Annotated in this window: 18 protein-coding genes; 3 read left to right on the top strand and 15 right to left on the bottom strand. The window is 66.8% G+C overall.

Annotation, left to right across the window (positions count from 1 at the left end):
- Positions 1–14: 14 nt before the first annotated feature.
- Entirely contained in the window at positions 15–1661 is a 1647-nt protein-coding gene (locus KF796_09875; GenBank protein MBX3586945.1) for an acyl-CoA synthetase, read from the bottom strand.
- Positions 1662–1761: 100 nt separating this feature from the next.
- Here KF796_09875 and dnaG point away from each other — a divergent pair, with 100 nt between their 5' ends.
- From dnaG to KF796_09860, 3 genes are all read left to right on the top strand, one after another.
- Positions 1762–3633, top strand: coding sequence for a DNA primase (gene dnaG / locus KF796_09870; GenBank protein MBX3586944.1), 1872 nt, complete (start codon positions 1762–1764; stop codon positions 3631–3633).
- A 254-nt stretch (positions 3634–3887) separates the two neighbouring features.
- A complete protein-coding gene (gene rpoD / locus KF796_09865) occupies positions 3888–6218 on the top strand; it encodes an RNA polymerase sigma factor RpoD (GenBank protein ID MBX3586943.1) in 2331 nt (776 codons plus the stop codon).
- Positions 6219–6351: 133 nt separating this feature from the next.
- Entirely contained in the window at positions 6352–7350 is a 999-nt protein-coding gene (locus KF796_09860; GenBank protein ID MBX3586942.1) for a hypothetical protein, read from the top strand.
- 40 nt (positions 7351–7390) lie between these two features.
- On the opposite strand, the gene KF796_09855 is transcribed toward KF796_09860, so the two are convergent.
- The 14 genes from KF796_09855 to KF796_09790 form a co-directional block, all read right to left on the bottom strand.
- Positions 7391–8080, bottom strand: coding sequence for a hypothetical protein (locus KF796_09855; GenBank protein MBX3586941.1), 690 nt, complete (start codon positions 8078–8080; stop codon positions 7391–7393).
- Entirely contained in the window at positions 8073–8813 is a 741-nt protein-coding gene (locus KF796_09850; protein ID MBX3586940.1) for a hypothetical protein, read from the bottom strand. The genes KF796_09855 and KF796_09850 overlap by 8 nt, the downstream gene beginning before the upstream one ends.
- Positions 8814–8870: 57 nt before the next feature.
- Complete coding sequence (locus KF796_09845) at positions 8871–9236, bottom strand: nuclear transport factor 2 family protein (GenBank protein ID MBX3586939.1); 366 nt, start codon at positions 9234–9236, stop codon at positions 8871–8873.
- A 61-nt stretch (positions 9237–9297) separates the two neighbouring features.
- Positions 9298–10716, bottom strand: a complete 1419-nt coding sequence (locus KF796_09840) for a HAMP domain-containing histidine kinase (protein MBX3586938.1) — start codon at positions 10714–10716, stop codon at positions 9298–9300.
- A 3-nt stretch (positions 10717–10719) separates the two neighbouring features.
- Positions 10720–11436, bottom strand: a complete 717-nt coding sequence (locus tag KF796_09835; GenBank protein ID MBX3586937.1) for a response regulator transcription factor — start codon at positions 11434–11436, stop codon at positions 10720–10722.
- Positions 11414–11722 carry a hypothetical protein gene (locus tag KF796_09830; GenBank protein ID MBX3586936.1) on the bottom strand — a complete coding sequence of 103 codons (309 nt, stop codon included), beginning with the start codon at positions 11720–11722 and terminating at the stop codon, positions 11414–11416. The genes KF796_09835 and KF796_09830 overlap by 23 nt, the downstream gene beginning before the upstream one ends.
- A 13-nt stretch (positions 11723–11735) precedes the next feature.
- The gene (locus KF796_09825; GenBank protein ID MBX3586935.1) at positions 11736–12206 is read right to left on the bottom strand and encodes a Spy/CpxP family protein refolding chaperone; all 471 of its coding nucleotides are present in this window, start codon (positions 12204–12206) and stop codon (positions 11736–11738) included.
- A gap of 106 nt (positions 12207–12312) precedes the next feature.
- On the bottom strand, positions 12313–13311 hold the full coding sequence (locus tag KF796_09820; protein MBX3586934.1) for an aldo/keto reductase: 999 nt from the start codon (positions 13309–13311) through the stop codon (positions 12313–12315).
- Positions 13312–13380: 69 nt separating this feature from the next.
- Positions 13381–14340, bottom strand: coding sequence for a Gfo/Idh/MocA family oxidoreductase (locus KF796_09815; protein ID MBX3586933.1), 960 nt, complete (start codon positions 14338–14340; stop codon positions 13381–13383).
- Between the two features lie 9 nt (positions 14341–14349).
- Positions 14350–15222, bottom strand: coding sequence for a protocatechuate 3,4-dioxygenase (locus tag KF796_09810; GenBank protein MBX3586932.1), 873 nt, complete (start codon positions 15220–15222; stop codon positions 14350–14352).
- A gap of 10 nt (positions 15223–15232) precedes the next feature.
- Positions 15233–15673, bottom strand: coding sequence for a protocatechuate 4,5-dioxygenase subunit alpha (gene ligA / locus KF796_09805; GenBank protein MBX3586931.1), 441 nt, complete (start codon positions 15671–15673; stop codon positions 15233–15235).
- A 2-nt stretch (positions 15674–15675) separates the two neighbouring features.
- A complete protein-coding gene (locus KF796_09800; GenBank protein MBX3586930.1) occupies positions 15676–16596 on the bottom strand; it encodes an amidohydrolase family protein in 921 nt (306 codons plus the stop codon).
- Positions 16586–17269, bottom strand: coding sequence for a 4-carboxy-4-hydroxy-2-oxoadipate aldolase/oxaloacetate decarboxylase (gene ligK / locus KF796_09795; GenBank protein ID MBX3586929.1), 684 nt, complete (start codon positions 17267–17269; stop codon positions 16586–16588). Before ligK ends, KF796_09800 begins: the two co-directional genes overlap by 11 nt.
- A 1-nt stretch (position 17270) precedes the next feature.
- Complete coding sequence (locus tag KF796_09790) at positions 17271–18305, bottom strand: amidohydrolase (GenBank protein MBX3586928.1); 1035 nt, start codon at positions 18303–18305, stop codon at positions 17271–17273.
- Between the last annotated feature and the right edge of the window lies 1 nt (position 18306).

Raw genomic sequence — 18306 nt, 5'->3', positions numbered from 1 at the left:
GCGCTCGGGCCGCCTCAAACGTCGATGGCGGCGGCGGAGCCGGCCTGCTTGCGCAGCTCGAACTTCTGGATCTTGCCGGTGCTGGTCTTGGGCAACTCGCCAAACACCACGGCGCGCGGCACCTTGAAGCCCGCGAGGTGCTTCTTGCAGTGGGCCACGATGTCGGCCGCGCTGGTGCCGGCCCCCGCCTTGAGCTCGACAAAGGCACAGGGCGTCTCGCCCCACTTGGGGTCGGGCCGTGCCACCACGGCGGCGGCCAGCACGTCGGGGTGGCGGTACAGCACGTCTTCAACCTCGATCGACGAGATGTTCTCGCCGCCCGAGATGATGATGTCCTTGCTGCGGTCCTTGATCTTGATGTAGCCGTCGGGGTACTGCACGGCCAGGTCGCCGGTGTGGAACCAGCCGCCGGCAAACGCCTCCTGCGTGGCCTGGGGGTTCTTGAGGTAGCCCTTCATGGTGATGTTGCCGCGGAACATGATCTCGCCCATGGTCTCGCCGTCCTGCGGCACGGGCTGCAGGGTCTCGGGGTCGATCACGCGCGCATCGCGCTGCAGGTGGTAGCGCACGCCCTGGCGCGCGTTGAGCCGGGCGCGCTCGCCAATGTCCAGGCCCTCCCAGCCGGCCTGGGTGGCGCAGGCGGTGGCCGGGCCATAGACCTCGGTCAGGCCATACACATGGGTCAGGTCAAAGCCCAGCCGCTCCATGCCTTCGATCATCGAGGCCGGGGGCGCCGCGCCCGCCACCATGGCCTTGACGCCACGCGGCAGGCCGGCCTTCATGGCGTCGGGCGCATTGACCAGCATGCCGTGCACGATGGGCGCGCCGCAGTAGTGCGTCACGCCATGGGTCTTGATGGCGTCGATGATGGCGCCCGCCTCGACCTTGCGCAGGCACACGTTCACGCCGGCGCGGGCCGCCACCGTCCAGGGGAAGCACCAGCCATTGCAGTGGAACATGGGCAGCGTCCACAGGTACACCGCGTGCTTGGGCAGGTCCCACTCAAGGATGTTGCTGATGGCATTGGTGGCCGCGCCGCGGTGGTGGTAGACCACGCCCTTGGGGTTGCCCGTGGTGCCGCTGGTGTAGTTCAGCGCAATCGCATCCCATTCGTCGGCGGGCAGTTGCCAGGCAAAGGCCGGGTCGCCACCGGCCACGAAGGCGTCATAGGTCAGGCTGCCAATGGGCGTGACCGCGCCGGTGTAGACCGGGTCCTGGACATCGATCACCAGCAGCGGCCGCTGGCCCTGGCGCAGGGCCAGCGCCTTTTGCATGACCGGCGCGAACTCCGGGTCGACGATCACCACGCGGGCCTCGCCGTGGTCGAGCATGAAGGCCACGGTCTCGGGGTCCAGCCGCGTGTTCATGGCATTGAGCACGGCCCCGGCCATCGGCACGCCGAAATGGGCTTCGACCATCGGCGGCGTGTTGGGCAGCATCACGGCCACGGTGTCGCCGGGGCCCACACCGGCCTGGCGCAGCGCGCTGGCCAGTTGCCGGCAGCGCGTGTACAGCTCGCCCCAGCTGCGGCGCAGCTCGCCATGCACCACGGCCAGCCGCGCCGGGTAGACCTCGGCCGTGCGCTCGATGAACGACAGTGGCGACATGGGCGCGAAATTGGCCTCGTTGCGCGGCAGGTCCTGGTCGAAAATACTCGTCATGCTTGTCTCCATGTTCCCGGTGAGCCGGTGTGCCCCTAGCGTAACGGCGATACCCGCGCGGCGCGTTAGGTAAGAATACGGAACGTAGTTCCCCCCACCCATGGCCATCCCCCAGTCCTTCATTCAAGAGTTGCTCGCGCGCGCCGACGTGGTGGAGATCGTCGGCCGCTACGTGCAGCTCAAGAAGGGCGGCGCCAATTTCATGGGCCTGTGCCCCTTCCATGGCGAGAAGTCGCCGAGCTTCAGCGTGAGCCCGTCCAAGCAGTTCTATCACTGCTTTGGCTGCGGCAAGAACGGCAATGCCATCAGCTTCCTCATGGAGCATGCGGGCATGAACTTTGTGGAAGCCGTGAAGGACCTGGCCCAGCAATACGGCATGCAGGTGCCCGAGGACGACGCCAGCCCGCAGGACCGCGAGCGCGCGGCGCAGCAGCGCGAGAAGCAGGCCACGCTGACCGATGTGCTCGAGAAGGCCGGCGAGGCCTACCGCAAGCAGCTCAGGAATTCGCCCCGGGCCATCGACTACCTCAAGGGCCGCGGCCTGAGCGGCGAGGTGGCCAGGCAGTTCGGCCTGGGCTATGCGCCCGAGGGCTGGCGCAGCCTGGCCAGCGTGTTCCCCAGTTACGACGACCCGTTGCTGGCCGAAAGTGGCCTGGTGATCGTCAACACCGACGACAACGGTGGCGACCCTTCGACAGGCTCAGGACAGGCCAGGCGCTACGACCGCTTCCGCGACCGCATCATGTTCCCGATCCGCAACGTCAAGGGCGAATGCATCGGCTTTGGCGGCCGCGTGCTGGGTGACGGCACACCCAAATACCTCAACTCCCCCGAAACCCCGGTGTTCAGCAAGGGCCGCGAACTGTACGGCCTGTTCGAGGCGCGCCACGCCCTGCGCGAGGCCGGCTATGTGCTGGTGACCGAGGGCTACATGGACGTGGTGGCCCTGGCGCAGCTGGGCTTTCCCAATGCGGTGGCCACGCTGGGCACGGCCTGCACCACCGACCACGTGCAAAAGCTGTTCCGCTTCACCGACAGCGTGGTCTTCAGCTTCGACGGCGACGCCGCCGGCCGGCGCGCCGCCCGCAAGGCGCTGGACGGCGCCCTGCCCTATGCCACCGACGTGCGCTCGGTCAAGTTCCTGTTCCTGCCGCCCGAGCACGACCCCGACAGCTACATCCGCGCTTTTGGCGCCGATGCCTTTGCCCGCTATGTGAGCGAGGCCACGCCGCTCAGCCGCTTCCTGATCGAGGCCGCGCGCGAGGGCTGCGACCTGGACACCGCCGAGGGCCGGGCCCACCTGGCCGCCAACGCCAAGCCGCTGTGGAGTGCCATGCCCGACGGCGCGCTCAAGCGCCAGCTGATGGGCGACCTGGCCGAGCTGGTGCAGCTGGGCGCCCATGAACTCACCGAGCTGTGGGGCCTGGGCGCACCGGCCCGCGGCCAGCGCCCGGCAACCGGCCGCTACGATTCTGAGAGCAAGCCACGCCGGACTGGCGGGGACTCCCGGGCCAAACCCTGGCAAAGCGCAGCCCCGAGGCCCCGTTTGGGGCGGACCCTGCCGGCCAGCCGGGCCGGCCGCGCGCTGCAGATCGTGCTGACCGACCCCCAGGCCTGGGACCACCTGAGCAACGACGACCACCACCTGCTCAGCGAGCTGCCGGCGCCCTACGGGCCGCTGTTTGCCTGGATCGAGGGCCAGAGCCACGACCATGGCCCCCAGCCCTGGGCCGCGCTGCGCGAGGCCCTGCGCGGCCACGAACACGAGGCCTTTGCCGTGGCCGAGGTGGCCAAGGTGCCGCCCGAGATCGAGAGCGACATGGCCGAGCTCAAGGGCATCCTGGAGACCGAGCGCAAGCTGCGGCGCGACGAGGAAATGAGCCGGCTGGCCGCCGCGGCCCCCTCCGACCCCGAGGCCTACGCCCGCCTGCGCGCCCTCCTGGACGCCGAAAAAGAGCCTTCCAGGTCTTGAATTCCCGCCATGGCGGTATAATGTAAGGTTGCTATCGGCAAGAGCGACAGCAGTACCTCCGGAAACCGGCCAACCGATGCCACAGCGCACGACCCGCCAACCCACCGCAAGGGCTGCACACCAAATGTTCGCCCACCCATCTTGCCCCTGAGACCCCGGCGCGGCCCCCTCCGTGTTGCCCGCTGGCCGTCTTGCCACCCGCGCCGGGAGTTGTGGCGCTTTGTGTTTCCTGTTTTTGATGCCCCGAGGTCCTCATGCCCGCTCAAAAGTCGAAGAAGCCCGTGTCGTCCGCGAAAACCGTTGCCAAGACCGTGTCCAAGAAACCGGCTGCCAAGCCCGCCGCCAAACCGGCGGCCAAGGCAGCCCCCAAGGCTGCCGCCCAGCCTGCTACGAAAGTGAAATCCGTGCCCGCATCGAAGTCCCCTGCCAAAGAAGAACCCAAGAAGCCCGTGAAGGCCGCCGCCACCGAAGAAGTCGTCAAGAAAAAGCCCGGCCGCCCGCCCAAGGCCGTGACCGCTGACGGCAGCGCGCCCGCCAAGACCGGCGCCAAGCGCGGCCGCAAGCCCAAGAGCGCCACCGAAAACAAGTCCGGCGAAGACATGGACATGTCCGACATCGAGGACGATCTGGCCGGGGAACCGGTGGCCGAGACCACTGAAAAGGTCAAGCCCCTGCGCATGAAGATCAGCAAGGCCAAGGAACGGGCCCTGATGAAGGAGTTCGGCCTGGACGAAACCGTGCTGACCGAAGAGGAAATGCTCAAGCGCCGCTCGCACCTGAAGGCGCTGCTCAAGCTGGGCAAGACCCGCGGCTACCTCACGCACGGCGAAATCTCCGACCACCTGCCCGACAAGCTGGTCGATGCCGAGACGCTCGAAGCCGTGATCTCCATGCTCAACGATCTGGGCGTGGCGGTGTACGAGCAGACGCCCGACGCCGAGACCCTGCTGCTGACCAACACCGGCCCGACCCCGGCCACCGAGGAAGAGGCCGAGGAAGAAGCCGAGGCCGCCCTGTCCACGGTGGACAGCGAGTTCGGCCGCACCACCGACCCCGTGCGCATGTACATGCGTGAGATGGGCACGGTCGAGCTGCTCACGCGCGAAGGCGAAATCGAGATCGCCAAGCGCATCGAAGGCGGCCTGATGGCCATGATGGAGGCCATCAGCGCCAGCCCGGCCACCATTGCCGAGATCCTGCGCCTGGCCGCCGAGATCCGCGAGGGCAAGGTCGTGATCTCCACCGTGGTGGACGGCTTCTCCAACCCCAACGAAGCCGATGACTTCGTGGCCGAGGAAGACTTTGACGAATACGACGAAGCCGACGACGACGACGGCAACGGCGGCTCCAAGGCCCTGACCAAGAAGCTCGAGGAGCTCAAGACCCAGGCGCTGGAGCGCTTTGACCGCATCACCACCCTGTTCGAGAAGGTCCACAAGATCTACGACAAGGAAGGCTACGGCACGCCGGCCTACCAGAAGGCCCAGGCGGCCCTGAGCGAAGAGCTCATGACCATCCGCTTCACGGCCAAGACCATCGAGAAGCTGTGCGACCTGGTGCGTGGCCAGGTGGACGATGTGCGACGCAAGGAGCGCGAGCTGCGCCGCATCATCGTCGACAAGTGCGGCATGCCCCAGGAAACCTTCATCAAGGACTTCCCGCCCAACCTGCTGAACCTCAAGTGGGTCGAGAAGCAGGCGGCCGCCGGCAAGCCCTGGAGCGTGGTGATGGAGCGCAACATTCCGCCGATCCAGGAGCTGCAGCAGATGCTGGCCGACCTGCAGTCGCGCGTAGTGGTGCCGCTGGGCGAGCTCAAGGCCATCAACAAGCGCATGAACGAAGGCGAACGCAGCTCGCGTGACGCCAAGAAGGAAATGATCGAGGCCAACCTGCGCCTCGTGATCTCCATCGCCAAGAAGTACACCAACCGCGGCCTGCAGTTCCTGGACCTGATCCAGGAAGGCAACATCGGCCTGATGAAGGCGGTCGACAAGTTCGAATACCGCCGCGGCTACAAGTTCTCGACCTACGCCACCTGGTGGATCCGCCAGGCCATCACGCGCTCGATCGCCGACCAGGCGCGCACCATCCGCATCCCGGTGCACATGATCGAGACCATCAACAAGATGAACCGCATCAGCCGCCAGCACCTGCAGGAGTTCGGCTTCGAGCCCGATGCGTCCATCCTGGCCGAGAAGATGGAAATCCCCGAGGACAAGATCCGCAAGATCATGAAGATCGCCAAGGAGCCGATCTCCATGGAAACGCCGATCGGCGACGACGACGATTCACACCTGGGCGACTTCATCGAGGACCAGGCCAACACCGCGCCCATCGAGGCCGCGATGCAGGCCGGCCTGCGCGATGTGGTCAAGGACATCCTCGACAGCCTGACCCCGCGCGAAGCCAAGGTGCTGCGCATGCGCTTCGGCATTGAAATGTCCACCGACCACACGCTGGAAGAAGTGGGCAAGCAGTTTGACGTGACGCGCGAGCGCATCCGGCAAATAGAAGCCAAGGCCCTGCGCAAGCTCAAGCACCCCAGCCGCTCGGACAAGCTGCGCAGCTTCATCGACACGCTGTAAACCCGGCGTTTCAAGCCAGATGGCGCCCCAGTCCGCATCCAGCGGGCATGGGGCGCTATTTTCTTGGGAGCACGCGGCACACGGTATGCACGTGATCCATGCAAACCTGACACAAAGTCGGCACACTGGCGGCATGCAGCCTTCACGCCGCCAACTGCTTGCCCTTTCTGCCTGCGGGTCAGCCCTCGGGTTCTGTCCCTGGCTTGTCCGCGCCGCCCCGCCTTCCCCGGCCACCGTCACCGACGAGACCTGGCACGACGCCGCGCGCCAGCGCCAGTTGCCGGTGCGCGTGCGCTGGCCCGCCGGCACGCCGCCGCCCGGAGGCTGGCCCGTGGTCCTGTTTTCGCACGGGCTGGGCGGCACGCGCGATGGCGGCAGCGTCTGGGGCCAGGCCTGGGTTGACGCCGGCCTGGTGGTGGTGCACCTGCAGCATCCGGGCAGCGATCTGGACGCGGTGCGCCTGGCCGCCCGCTCCTTCGCGGACCAGCGGGCCCTGCGCCAGGTGGGCAGCCCCCAGCAACTGCTGGCGCGGCTGCGCGATGTGGGCTTTGCGCTCGACGAAATAGGCCGGCGTCATGCGGCAGGACAGGATTTGTGGGCCCAGGCCCGGCCCGGTGCGGTGGGCATGAGCGGCCATTCGTTCGGGGCCCACACCGCACTGGGCATCGCGGGCCAGCAGTACCCCGGCTTTGGCGGGATCAGCGAGCCCCGGCTGGCGGCCTTTGTGGCCTTCTCGCCCACGCTGCCCGTGGTGGGCGATGCGCGGCAGGCATTTGCGCGCATCACGCGTCCCACGCTGTGCGTGACGGGCACGCGCGATGACGATGTGGTTGGCGTGGGTGCCACGCCCGAGCGCCGCATCGGCGTCTATGCGGCCCTGCCTGCCGGCCACAAGGCCCAGCTGGTGCTGGCGGATGCCGACCACATGACCTTTGGCGGGCAGACCGGCCGCGCCGCGGAGATCGTGCGCCGCGAGGAAGTCACGCGCCGCCTTCAGCCCCGGCACCACGCCCTGGTGGCCGCCATCACCACCGACTGGTGGCGCGCGCAACTGCTCGGTGATACCGCCGCGCAAGCGCGGCTGGCGCGGCCAGCAGGCCTGGCGGCCGGCGACACCTGGCAGGCGGGCTGAGGGAGGCGAGCCGCCGGGCGTGTTCAGCGGCCATCTGGATTCACAGGCCTTTCAAATTCGAGATCTGGGCCAACCGTGCCTTGACGGTTGGCTCCCGCTCCGGGTCGCTCAGCAAACCGGGCAGCGCGTCGTGGAATGTGGGTGTATTCAACAGGGCTGCCACCGATCGGCCCACGTGCGTGCTGACCGCGTCGTTCGCGGCCACCACTTCTTGCACGACGGCGGCGCGTCCTTCCATCACCGTCATGATGTCTTCGAGGTCATGACTGGCGTACACGTCATTCTGACCGCGGTCTTTGAAAGCTTCAAACTTGGTTGCCAGAAAATGCGGTGCCGACAAATGACGGACCTTGAATCCAGCGGCCAGTTCCACCGACAACGCCGCCTCAAAACCCACCCGGTACCACGGGTTGGCAAAGCCCAGCACCTTGTCGTCCAGGGGCACCAGGTCCAGTTGCATGCGGTTCCAGAACCAACGAAACGGCGGGGTATTGTCGGCCATGGTCTGCGTGAAGCCACGCTCCATCAAACCCTTTGCCAGACGGTGATACGCCGCCAGCGATGCCACTTGCACAATGGCATCCACATCTTCGGTGGGACGCACATCCATCAAGTCAGCATCGTCCACCAACAGACCCGTGGCACAGCCACCAACGAACACCACCTGGTCGCACAGCGAACCCATGGCCCGCGCCATGCCAGTCAACAGGCTCAGGTTCGGATTAGCCATGCATCGGCCCTTTCGCCTTTCTGGGAGCGGCCGGATCAATCAGTGCCTCTAGACGCTCCAATGCCATGCCGCGTTCGCGCGCCTTGCCGACCCGCAGGGCGTCGAACAGCGCCAGCATTTCATACAGCTTGGCGTCCTGCATGGCCGCGAAGGGCACGCTGGGGTGCAGTGGCTCCACCCCCACGCCGCGCACCGATCCATTGGGGTGCGGCCATACAAAGTCTGTGCTGCCCGGCGCAAACACACCGGCAAACGCGGGCGCGCTATGGGCCGTAGGTACACCCACAGCCAGCGGCAGACGCACACCAGGGAAGGCGTATTTGGCACCGTACAAGGCAAATTCGGCCAAGTTGTGTGAATGCGGACGCACTGCGTTGTCTGACCTTGCGGATCCTCCAAGCGTGGAGGCAACAGGCACCCTTTTTCTGGTGACCCTGTAAATGCCCATGGGCTCCTGTGCGCTCATTACCGTGTCGATGTCATTCCCAAGGCTTGGCGGTATCACCGCATGGTTTTGCAACAGCAATCCCGCTTGCAGTCCGCGTTTGATGCAGGCATGCGCCTCCGAGGCGCTGATGCCCAGCTCCTGCGCCAACCGCGCATACGTCCAGCGCTGCTCACCCCAAGCCACCAGCTTGAGGGCCACCAGGAAGTCTTGGGGTTTGAGTTGCATTACATTCAATATTCGTGAATCGCGAATATTGAATGTAAATGAATTGGCGTTCAAAGGCAAGTTGCAGATGTTCGGTGGAAGGAGGAGTTTCGCCGCCGCTCCCACTCCCGCCCATCCTCAGCTCCCGTAAAAAAACCGCTCCTCGGTGATCTTCCCTCCCTGCACGGTGTAGACCCCCATCTCGTCCATCTGCGTGCGCTGGCCGCCTTTGGGCGTGACGTCCATGGTGAAGCGCACGATGAACTGGTTGCCGTTGACGTACGGGCCTTCGACCTTGACACTGTGGATGTCGTGGTTGGCATACCACCACGCGCCCTTGGCCTCGACGCCGGCGCGGCCCTCGACGCGCGCCATGTCGCCTTCCATGGCCTCGACCGACACCACCGAGTCGGCCCAATACTGTTGGCCCGCGGCCTCAAATTCTCCCTTCTTGCACAGGGCGGTGAAGGCGTTGGCGAGGTCTTGTGTGGTGGCTGTGCTCATGGCGGTCTCCTTGACGGGTTGAAAGGCCGCCAGTGTGCGGCGGCCTCACGACAGCATGGTGTCAGGAGCCTGCCGGGTCAAGCAGGGGCAGGGTCACCACCACCTCCAGCCCCGGCTGCGCATTGCGCACCTGCAGGTCACCGCCATGCGCCACCGCCACCAGCTTGCACAGGTACAGGCCCAGGCCCACGCCGCCCGTGGCGCGCCCGCGCGAGGCGTCTGGCCGGTAGAAGGCCTCGGCCAGGTGCGGCAGCGCGGCGGCGTCCACGCCGGGGCCATGGTCGCGCACGGTGATTTCAACGCCCTGCCCCCGGCCATCGGATGGCACCAGCGCCCGCGCGCTGATGCGCGGGGCCTGCGGCTCGCCCGCGCTGTGGCGCACGGCGTTGTCCAGCAGGTTGCGCAGCAGCAGGCGCATGCGCGTGCGGTCCAGCGGCAGCGCGGGCAGGCCCGGCGCCACGTCCAGCCGCACCCTGGGCGCATCGGGGTGAACCTCGGCCAGGGCCTGCACCACCTCGTGCACCAGGGCTTCGAGGTCGGTGGGCTCCAGCTGCAATGCGGCATGGCCCTGGCCCAGGCGTTCGCTTTCCAGCAGGTCGGTCACCAGGCCGGCCATCTCCTGCAGGTCGCGCAGCAAGGCCTCGCGTCGCGCGGCGGACTCGCCCTGCTCCGGCAACAACTCGGTGTTCAGGCGCGCCCGCGTAAGCGGGCTGCGCAGCTCGTGGCTGATGGCCAGCAGCAGGCCGCGCTTGGCCTCCAGCATCTGGTGGATGCTGTGGGCCATGGCATTCACATCGCCGGCCAGGTCGCCCAGCTCGTCATGCTTGCGGATCGGGATGGGCTGGTCAAACTGGCCGCGGCCAAAGCGCTGGGCCCCGGCGCGGATGTCGTCCAGCGGGCGCAGCAGGCGCCGCACCCAGACAAAGGCCAGCCAGGTGAGCAGCAGCAGCACGGTCAGGGTGATCCAGCCGACCGAGCGCGGGTGGTCGCGCCAGGGCTGCAGGTTGGCGCCAAAGTCGATGCGGTGGCCGTCGGCGGTGATGCGGGTGAGCAGCGGGGCCGCATGCGGGCGCGCCGGGTCGTCGTCCAGCCACACCTCGCGCCGCCAGTGGTCGGCGTCTTCGGCGCCCGGGCTCAGCCAGTTGACCCGCGGGCCGCTGATGCGCACGGTGATGGGCAGGCGCTGCGTGAGAGCGAGTGCGCGCGCCGTGTCGGGCGGGCTGCCGATGTCGGCGGCCAGGCGGTCCACATAGTCCATCAGCAGCGGGCGGGCGGCTTCGCGCCAGCCCACGCCCAGGGCCTTTTGCATGCCGAAGATGAAGGCCGCGCTCATGGTCAGCGCCAGCACGATGAACAGCAGCACCAGCCGCTTCTTGAGCGAGTGCCGCATGCGGTGGTGCATGCGCTGGTGCCAGTGCTGATGGCGCGGCCCGGTGGGTCCATGCGGACCCTGCTGCGGGGAGTGGCGGGGCCAGCGCATGCGTCAGACGGCCGGCGGCGCCTGCACATGCAGGGCCAGCGTGTAGCCGGCGTTGCGCAGCGTCTTGATGGCCTCCAGTGGCTCCAGCTTCTTGCGCAGGCGGCTGACCACGATGTCCACGGCCCGCGTGTAGAGCTCGGCCTCGTGGCCGCGCAGGTGGTTGAGGATGTCGTCACGGCTGAACACGCGGCCCGGCTCGCGCGCCAGCAGGTGCAGCAGGTCGAACTCGGTGCTGGTCAGCTCCAGCGCCTCGTCATGGCCGCTGGCCTGGCGCGTGGCCGTGCGCGTGGTGGGATCGACCACCAGGCCCTCGAAGTGCAGCCGGCTGTCGGGCGCCGCGGCCGGGCTGCGGCGACGGCGCAGCACGGTCTGCAGGCGCGCCACCAGCTCACGCGGCTCGAACGGCTTGGGCAGGTAGTCGTCGGCGCCCAGTTCCAGGCCCACCACGCGGTCCATGACCTCGCCGCGCGCCGTGAGCATGACGATGGGGATGTCGCTTTCGCGGCGGATGGTGCGGCACAGTTCAAAGCCGTCCATTTCGGGCAGCATCACGTCGAGGATGGCCGCGTCAAAGGCGCCGCGCCGGCTGTCCTGGCGCAGCAGCGCCAGGCCGGCGCTGGGGCGCAGCGCCTGCACCAGCTGCATTTCATAGCGGGCAAAGTAGGCCGCCAGCGGCTCGCCCAGCTGGGCGTCGTCATCAATCAGCAGGATGCGGGGCATGCCGCGAATTCTCCCACCGCCGGTGGTGCTGCACGATGAAGCGGCGCAGCTGCTGCTGGCGCTCACCCGGCAGCCGGTCAAAGGTGTGCGCGGCCTCCACCAGCGCGCTCAGCACGGCGGGCGCTGAAGGGTGCGCCAGGCGGCCCAGCAACTGCTGCGCATGCTGCAGGTCAAAGCGCGGGCCCCACACCAGGGCCAGCAGCTCGGCGTGCGGGTCCTCGGCCTGCTGAAGCAGCGGGGCGGCCCGGCTCCAGGCGCCGCCAAAGAGCGTGGTCAATGCCGTCATGGCGGCACCCCGCTCAGCCGCGGTGCCAGAAGCCGTGGCGGCCCTGCATGAACTCGCGCACGCGGGCTTGCTGCTCGGGCTTGAGGCTGTCGTAGAAGTCGCCCATGGCGGCGATCACCTCGGGGCTTTGTGCGGTGATGGCGGCGGTTTTCTCGGCGATCAGGGCCTGGGCCCGGCTGCGGTCGAACTTGTCGCCCTTGACCAGCGCCTGGATTTCGGCGCGCGGGTCGGTGGTGCTGCCCTTGAGCGCGGCGCGCTGGGCCTGGAGCTTGTCGGCCAGCACGCCCAGGCGCTGCTTCTGCTCGTCATTGAGGTCGAGCTTGGCCGAGACCCGCTCGATCATCTTGCCGCGGAACTTGGCCTGGTCTTCCGCGCTCATCTGCCAGCCGTGGCCGTCGTGGCGGTGGCTGCAGGCGCTCAGGCCACCCACGAGGATGGAGGCGCCGAACAGGCCGAAAAGGGTACGTTTGATCCAGGGTCGCATGACAGGGTCCTTTCAGGGAATGTGTTGAACAGGCCCTGATGGTGCCCACGCCCCGCCGCGCGGTCATCGCCGCGCGGTTTCGGTTTGTTTCGTTATTTTTCAGCCCTCAGAACTCTTCGGTGTCCACCTCGCTGGTGGCCTGGGCGTCATAGCGCGGGCCGGACACGGTCTGCGGGTTGATGAGGTCTTCGAGGTGGGCCAGGGTTGCCGCGCTGAGCGTGATGCCGGCTGCCGCGATGTTGTCGCGCAGGTGGGCTTCGCTCGTGGTGCCCGGAATGGCCAGCACATGCGGCGCCTTGTGCAGCAGCCAGGCCAGCGCCAGCTGGGCCGGCGTGCAGCCCTGCTCGCGCGCCAGGGCCTGGTAAGGCGTGAGCAGCGCGAGGTTGGCCGGGTAATGCTCGGGCTTGAAGCGCGGCATGGCGCGGCGGATGTCCTTGGCGTCCAGCGCGTTCACGTCGGTCACCGTGGCGCACAGGTAGCCACGCGCCACCGGGCTGAAGGCGACGAAGGCCGTGCCCAGCTCGCGGCAGGCGTCCAGCACGGCGATCTCGGGGTTGCGCGTCCACAGCGAGTACTCGGTCTGCACGGCCGCGATCGGGTGCACGGCATGGGCCTTGCGCAAGGTGGCGGCGGACACCTCGCTCAGGCCAATGCTGCGGATGTGGCCCTTGCGCACCAGGTCGCTCAACGCGCCCACGCTGTCTTCAATCGGCACCTTCTTGTCCCAGCGGTGCAGGTAGTACAGGTCGATCACGTCGGTCCTGAGCCGGCGCAGGCTGGCCTCGCACTCGCGCCTGAGCGTGTCGGGCCGCCCGTCGATCACCCGCGTCATCTTGCCCTCCACGGGGATGATGGCCATGCCGCATTTGCTGGCCAGCGTGAAGCGGCTGCGGTGCGGCGCCAGCACCTTGCCCAGCCGCTCCTCGTTGCGGCTGCCGCCGTAGAGCGTGGCGGTGTCAAAGAAGTCGTAACCCGCGTCCAGCGCGCCGAGCAGCACGCGCTCGCCTTGCGGCTCGCTGACCGGCGGACCATAGGCATGGTCCAGGTTCATGCAGCCCAGGCCGATGGGTTTGACGTTGAAGGGGCCCAGGGGGCGTTGGGTCATGGTTTTTGGGTCAAAAGTGGCTGGAGTCCAGGCGGGGCGGGCACTCTCAGCTATCAAAAAAGGAGCGTTTCAGCCCAGCTGCTGCTCCAGGCCGTGCAGCACTTGGTAGCACGGCAGCACGCTGGCCACGCTGGCGTTGGGCTCGCGGCCTTCGCGGATGGCGGCGAAGAACTCGCGGTCCTGCAGCTCGATGCCGTTCATGCTCACGTCGACCTGGCTCACGTCGATTTTCTCTTCCTTGCCCTCTTTCGTCGATTGCGACAGGTCGTCGTAGCGCGCGATGTAGGTGGCCGTGTCGCCGATGTAGCGGAAGAAGGTGCCCAGCGGGCCTTCGTTGTTGAAGCTCAGACTCAGCGTGCAGATCGCGCCATTGGCCGCCTGCAGCTGGATGCTCATGTCCATGGCAATGCCCAGCGTGGGGTGGATCGGCCCCTGAATGGCATTGGCGCGCGCGATGGGGCTGCCGCACTGGTAGGCGAACAGGTCCACCGTGTGGGCCGCGTGGTGCCACAGCAGGTGGTCGGTCCAGCTGCGTGGCTGGCCCAGCGCGTTCATGTTGGTGCGGCGGAAAAAGTAGGTCTGCACATCCATCTGCTGGATGTTGAATTCACCGGCCTTGATCTTCTTGTGCACGAACTGGTGGCTGGGGTTGAAGCGGCGCGTGTGGCCGCACATGGCGACCAGGCCGCTGGCCTGGGCCTTGGCCACCACGGCTTCACCGTCCTTCAGAACGTCGCACAGCGGAATCTCAACCTGCACATGCTTGCCCGCGGCCAGGCAGGCCAGGGTTTGCGAGGCGTGCATCTGCGTGGGTGTGCACAGGATGACGGCGTCCACCTCCTTGAGCGCCAGGCTCTCGGCCAGGTCGGTGGTGACGTGGCCGATGCCGTATCTGGCGGCGACCTCCTTGGTCTTGTCCAGGTCGCGGCTGATGACGCTCACGCACTCGACGCCGTCAATCAGCTGGATCGCGTCCAGGTGCTTGGTGCCGAAGGCGCCGGCACCGGCCAGGGCTACTTTGATGGTCATGCGGGTTCCTTATGCGTTCTCAAGAATCAGATGGCCCACGGCGGTGTTGCTCGCGGGCACATGGTAGAAGCGGTGCTTGACGGTGGGTGCGGAGCCTGCAGGGTCGGCCAGGTCGGCCATGGCGCCGCGCGCGATCAGCCACATCACCAGCTCGATGCCTTCGCTGCCGGCTTCACGCACGTAGTCGATGTGGGGCTTGCGCGCCAGCGCGGCGGGGTCGGCAATCATCTGGTCGAGGAAGGCGTTGTCCCATTCCTTGTTGATCAGGCCGGCGCGCGGGCCCTGCAGCTGGTGGCTCATGCCCCCGGTGCCCCAGATCTGCACGTTGAGGTCTTCGTCATAGCTTTCCACGGCCTTGCGGATGGCCTTGCCCAGGTTCAGGCAGCGCTGGCCGCTGGGCACCGGGTACTGCACCACATTGACCGCGAACGGGATCACCGGGCAGGGCCAGGCGCCCTGTTGCGGGTCCTGCTCGCCGCACATCAGGCTCAGCGGCACCGTGAGGCCGTGGTCCACGTCCATCTTGTTCACGATGGTCAGGTCAAAGTCCTGCTGGATCACCGATTGCGCGATGTGCGCCGCCAGCGGTGCATGCCCCTTGACCCTGGGCACGGGCCGGGGGCCCCAGCCCTCATCGGCCACGGCGTATTCATCGGCCGTGCCAATGGCAAAGGTCGGGATCATGTCCAGGCTGAAGGCCGTGGCGTGGTCGTTGAAGACCAGAAAGATCACGTCGGGCGGGTTGTCCTTCATCCACTGCTTGGAGAACTCGTAGCCCTTGAACAGCGGCTGCCAGTAGGGTTCGTGGGTCTTGCCCAGGTCCATGGCCGCGCCGATGGCGGGCACATGCGAGGTAAAGACGGAGGCGGTAATGCGTGCCATGGGTTTCCTTTTACAGCAGGCCGTATTTGCCCGAGCCCTGCGGCTGGTGGGCGGGCTGGGCGTCGCCGTCTTCACCGGTGTAGCGGTTGCCCTGCACCGAACGGCCACCGGCGATCATCATGTTGCGGTACTCCTCCTCGGTGCGGCCGGTCATGCTGCCCGCCATCTGCTGGAAGCTCTTGCCATGCGTGGCGCCCAGCTTGGCCAGGAAGTAGATGTTGCCGCCCAGCGCAATGCAGCGGTTCAGGTCCGCGGCCAGCACGGCCAGCTTCTGTTCCTCGGTCATGGGCCATTCGTCCAGGTAGGCGCGCTGGTCGGCCTTGAAGCGCTCGCGGTTTTCGGCCTTCATCAGGCTCATGCAGAACTGGTTGAGCCAGTAGCCCTTGCGGCTTTGCTCGGCATCAAAGATGGTGGTGCCGGGGACGTCGAGGTAGGGTTTGTCGAGAGGCATTTTTACTTTTCCTCCGGCCAATACAGACACATGGGATTGTCCACCAGCAGCTTGCGCTGAAGCTCGGGCGTGACGGCGATGTGGGGGATGAAATCCACCAGCAGGCCGTCGTCGGGCATGTGGTCCTTGAGGTTGGGGTGGGGCCAGTCGGTGCCCCAGAGCACACGGTCAGGGAAGGTTTCCACAATGCGGCGCGCGAAGGGAACCACGTCGGCGTAGGCGTTCTGCTGGCCATCCAGGGCCGGCGGGCCCTTGACCGACAGACGCTCGGGGCAGCTCACCTTGCTCCACACATTGGGGTGCTCGCGCATGAAGCGCACAAACAGCTCGAACTCTTCCCCATCCAGCGGCTTGCTGACGTCGGGCCGGCCCATGTGGTCCACCACCACCGTGGTCGGCAGTGCGGTGAAGAAGTCCCACAGCTCGGGCAGGTCCACGGCCTCGAAATAGATCACCACATGCCAGCCCAGCGGCGCTATGCGTGCGGCGATTTCCATGAGTTCGTCCTTGGGCGTGAAGTCCACCAGCCGCTTGACGAAGTTGAAGCGCACGCCACGCACGCCGGCGGCGTGCATGTCCTGCAACTGTTCATCGGTCACGCCGCGGCGCACCGTGGCCACGCCGCGGGCCATGCCCTGGGCCGCCCGGCACGCGTCCACCATGGCGCGGTTGTCGGCACCGTGGCAGGTGGCCTGCACGATCACGTTGCGGGCAAAACCCAGGTGGTCGCGCAGCGCGAACAGCTGGGCCTTGCTCGCGTCGCAAGGGGTGTACTTGCGCTCGGGTGCGAAGGGGAATTCAGCGCCCGGGCCAAACACATGGCAGTGGGCATCCACGCTGCCAGCGGGCAGCTTGAAACGCGGCTGGCTCGGGCCGGCATACCAGTCGAGCCAGCCGGGGGTTTTGGTGAACTCAGTCGACATAGCGCAACCCGGCGGCGGCCAATGGCTCGCGCATCTTGTACATGTCCAGGCCCAGAACGCCGCTGGCCAGCTTGGCGCGCTTCTCGGCCTCGAAGCTCTCGCGCTTTTGCGCGGCGGCCAGGGTTTCCGCCGCACGCGCGGCGGGCACGCAGACCACGCCGTCGTCATCGGCCACGATCACGTCGCCGGGCGTGACCAGCATGCCCGCGCAGACGATGGGGATGTTGACCGAGCCCAGGGTGGCCTTGATCGTGCCCTTGCTGCTGATGGCCTTGCTCCAGACCGGGAAGTTCATTTCCTGCAGCGTCTTCACATCGCGCACACCGGCGTCGATGATGAGCGCGCGCGCGCCGCGGGCCTGGAAGGAGGTGGCCAGCAGGTCACCAAAATAGCCGTCGGTGCATTCTGCGGTGACCGCCGCCACCACCACGTCACCGGGCTGGATCTGCTCGGCCGCCACATGCATCATCCAGTTGTCGCCGGGCTGCAGCAGCACGGTCACGGCCGTGCCGCTGACCTGCGCACCCGGGTAGATCGGGCGCATGTAGGGCTTGAGCAGGCCCACCCGGCCCATGGCCTCGTGCACGGTGGCCGAGCCCAGCTGGGCCAGCCCGTCGGCGGCCGCGCGGTCGGCGCGGGTGATGTTGCGGTAAACAACGCCTAGTTCAAACATGTCAGATCCCCTTTGCTTTCAGCCGCGCATCGAGCCGCGGAAACACGCGCCGCACGTTGCCTTCGTAAATCTGGTGCCGGTCGTCAGCACTCAGGATTTTTGACGCCTCGATGTAGCGCTTGGTGTCGTCGTAATAGTTGCCCGTGGTCGGATCGATGCCGCGTACAGCCCCGATCATCTCGGAAGCAAACAACACGTTCTTGACCGGGATCACGGTATTGAGCAAATCAATGCCGGGCTGGTGGTACACGCAGGTGTCAAAGAAGATGTTGTTGAGCAGGTGGTCTTCCAGCAGCGGTTTTTTCATTTCCTGCGCCAGGCCGCGGAAACGGCCCCAGTGGTAGGGCACGGCACCACCACCGTGGGGAATGAGGAAGCGCAGCGTGGGGAAGTCCTTGAACAGGTCGCCCTGGATGCACTGCATGAAGGCCGTGGTGTCGGCGTTCAGGTAGTGCGCGCCCGTGGTGTGGAAGCAGGCGTTGCAGCTGGTGCTCACGTGGATCATCGCGGGCAGGTCGTACTCCACCATCTTCTCGTAGATGGGGTACCAGTGCCTGTCGGTCAGCGGCGGGCTGGTCCAGTGGCCGCCAGAGGGATCGGGGTTGAGGTTGATGCCCACGGCCCCATAGTCCTTCACGCACTTTTCCAGTTCGGGGATGCAGGTGGCCGGATCCACGCCGGGGCTTTGCGGCAGCATGGCCACGGGCACGAAATGATCGGGGAACAGGGTGGACACGCGAAAGCACAGCTCGTTGCAGATCGCGGCCCAGGTGCTGGACACGTTGAAGTCGCCAATGTGGTGGGCCATGAAGCTGGCGCGCGGCGAGAACAGCGTGATGTCGCTGCCGCGATCCTTCATGAGCCGCAACTGGTTGGCCTCAATGCTTTCACGCAGCTCGTCGTCGCTGATCTTCAGGTCTGCCACTTTGGGCATGGCCGCCGGGTCCTTGATGCCGGCGATCTGCGCATTGCGCCAGTTCTCCAGCGCCTTGGGCGCCGTGGTGTAGTGGCCGTGGCAGTCGATGATGAGGCTCATG

The organism is Ramlibacter sp. (assembly GCA_019635435.1).
Taxonomy (GTDB): Bacteria; Pseudomonadota; Gammaproteobacteria; order Burkholderiales; family Burkholderiaceae_C; genus JAHBZM01.
The sequence above is the reverse complement of the archived record's forward strand: the minus strand, read 5'-3'. Positions and strand labels throughout refer to the sequence as shown.

Coding starts and splice junctions, on each gene's coding strand:
- KF796_09875 (MBX3586945.1), bottom strand. CDS start 1,661: ATGACGAGTATTTTCGACCAGGACCTGCCGCGCAACGAGGCCAATTTC.
- dnaG (MBX3586944.1), top strand. CDS start 1,762: ATGGCCATCCCCCAGTCCTTCATTCAAGAGTTGCTCGCGCGCGCCGAC.
- rpoD (MBX3586943.1), top strand. CDS start 3,888: ATGCCCGCTCAAAAGTCGAAGAAGCCCGTGTCGTCCGCGAAAACCGTT.
- KF796_09860 (MBX3586942.1), top strand. CDS start 6,352: ATGCAGCCTTCACGCCGCCAACTGCTTGCCCTTTCTGCCTGCGGGTCA.
- KF796_09855 (MBX3586941.1), bottom strand. CDS start 8,080: ATGGCTAATCCGAACCTGAGCCTGTTGACTGGCATGGCGCGGGCCATG.
- KF796_09845 (MBX3586939.1), bottom strand. CDS start 9,236: ATGAGCACAGCCACCACACAAGACCTCGCCAACGCCTTCACCGCCCTG.
- KF796_09840 (MBX3586938.1), bottom strand. CDS start 10,716: ATGCGCTGGCCCCGCCACTCCCCGCAGCAGGGTCCGCATGGACCCACC.
- KF796_09835 (MBX3586937.1), bottom strand. CDS start 11,436: ATGCCCCGCATCCTGCTGATTGATGACGACGCCCAGCTGGGCGAGCCG.
- KF796_09830 (MBX3586936.1), bottom strand. CDS start 11,722: ATGACGGCATTGACCACGCTCTTTGGCGGCGCCTGGAGCCGGGCCGCC.
- KF796_09825 (MBX3586935.1), bottom strand. CDS start 12,206: ATGCGACCCTGGATCAAACGTACCCTTTTCGGCCTGTTCGGCGCCTCC.
- KF796_09820 (MBX3586934.1), bottom strand. CDS start 13,311: ATGACCCAACGCCCCCTGGGCCCCTTCAACGTCAAACCCATCGGCCTG.
- KF796_09815 (MBX3586933.1), bottom strand. CDS start 14,340: ATGACCATCAAAGTAGCCCTGGCCGGTGCCGGCGCCTTCGGCACCAAG.
- KF796_09810 (MBX3586932.1), bottom strand. CDS start 15,222: ATGGCACGCATTACCGCCTCCGTCTTTACCTCGCATGTGCCCGCCATC.
- ligA (MBX3586931.1), bottom strand. CDS start 15,673: ATGCCTCTCGACAAACCCTACCTCGACGTCCCCGGCACCACCATCTTT.
- KF796_09800 (MBX3586930.1), bottom strand. CDS start 16,596: ATGTCGACTGAGTTCACCAAAACCCCCGGCTGGCTCGACTGGTATGCC.
- ligK (MBX3586929.1), bottom strand. CDS start 17,269: ATGTTTGAACTAGGCGTTGTTTACCGCAACATCACCCGCGCCGACCGC.
- KF796_09790 (MBX3586928.1), bottom strand. CDS start 18,305: ATGAGCCTCATCATCGACTGCCACGGCCACTACACCACGGCGCCCAAG.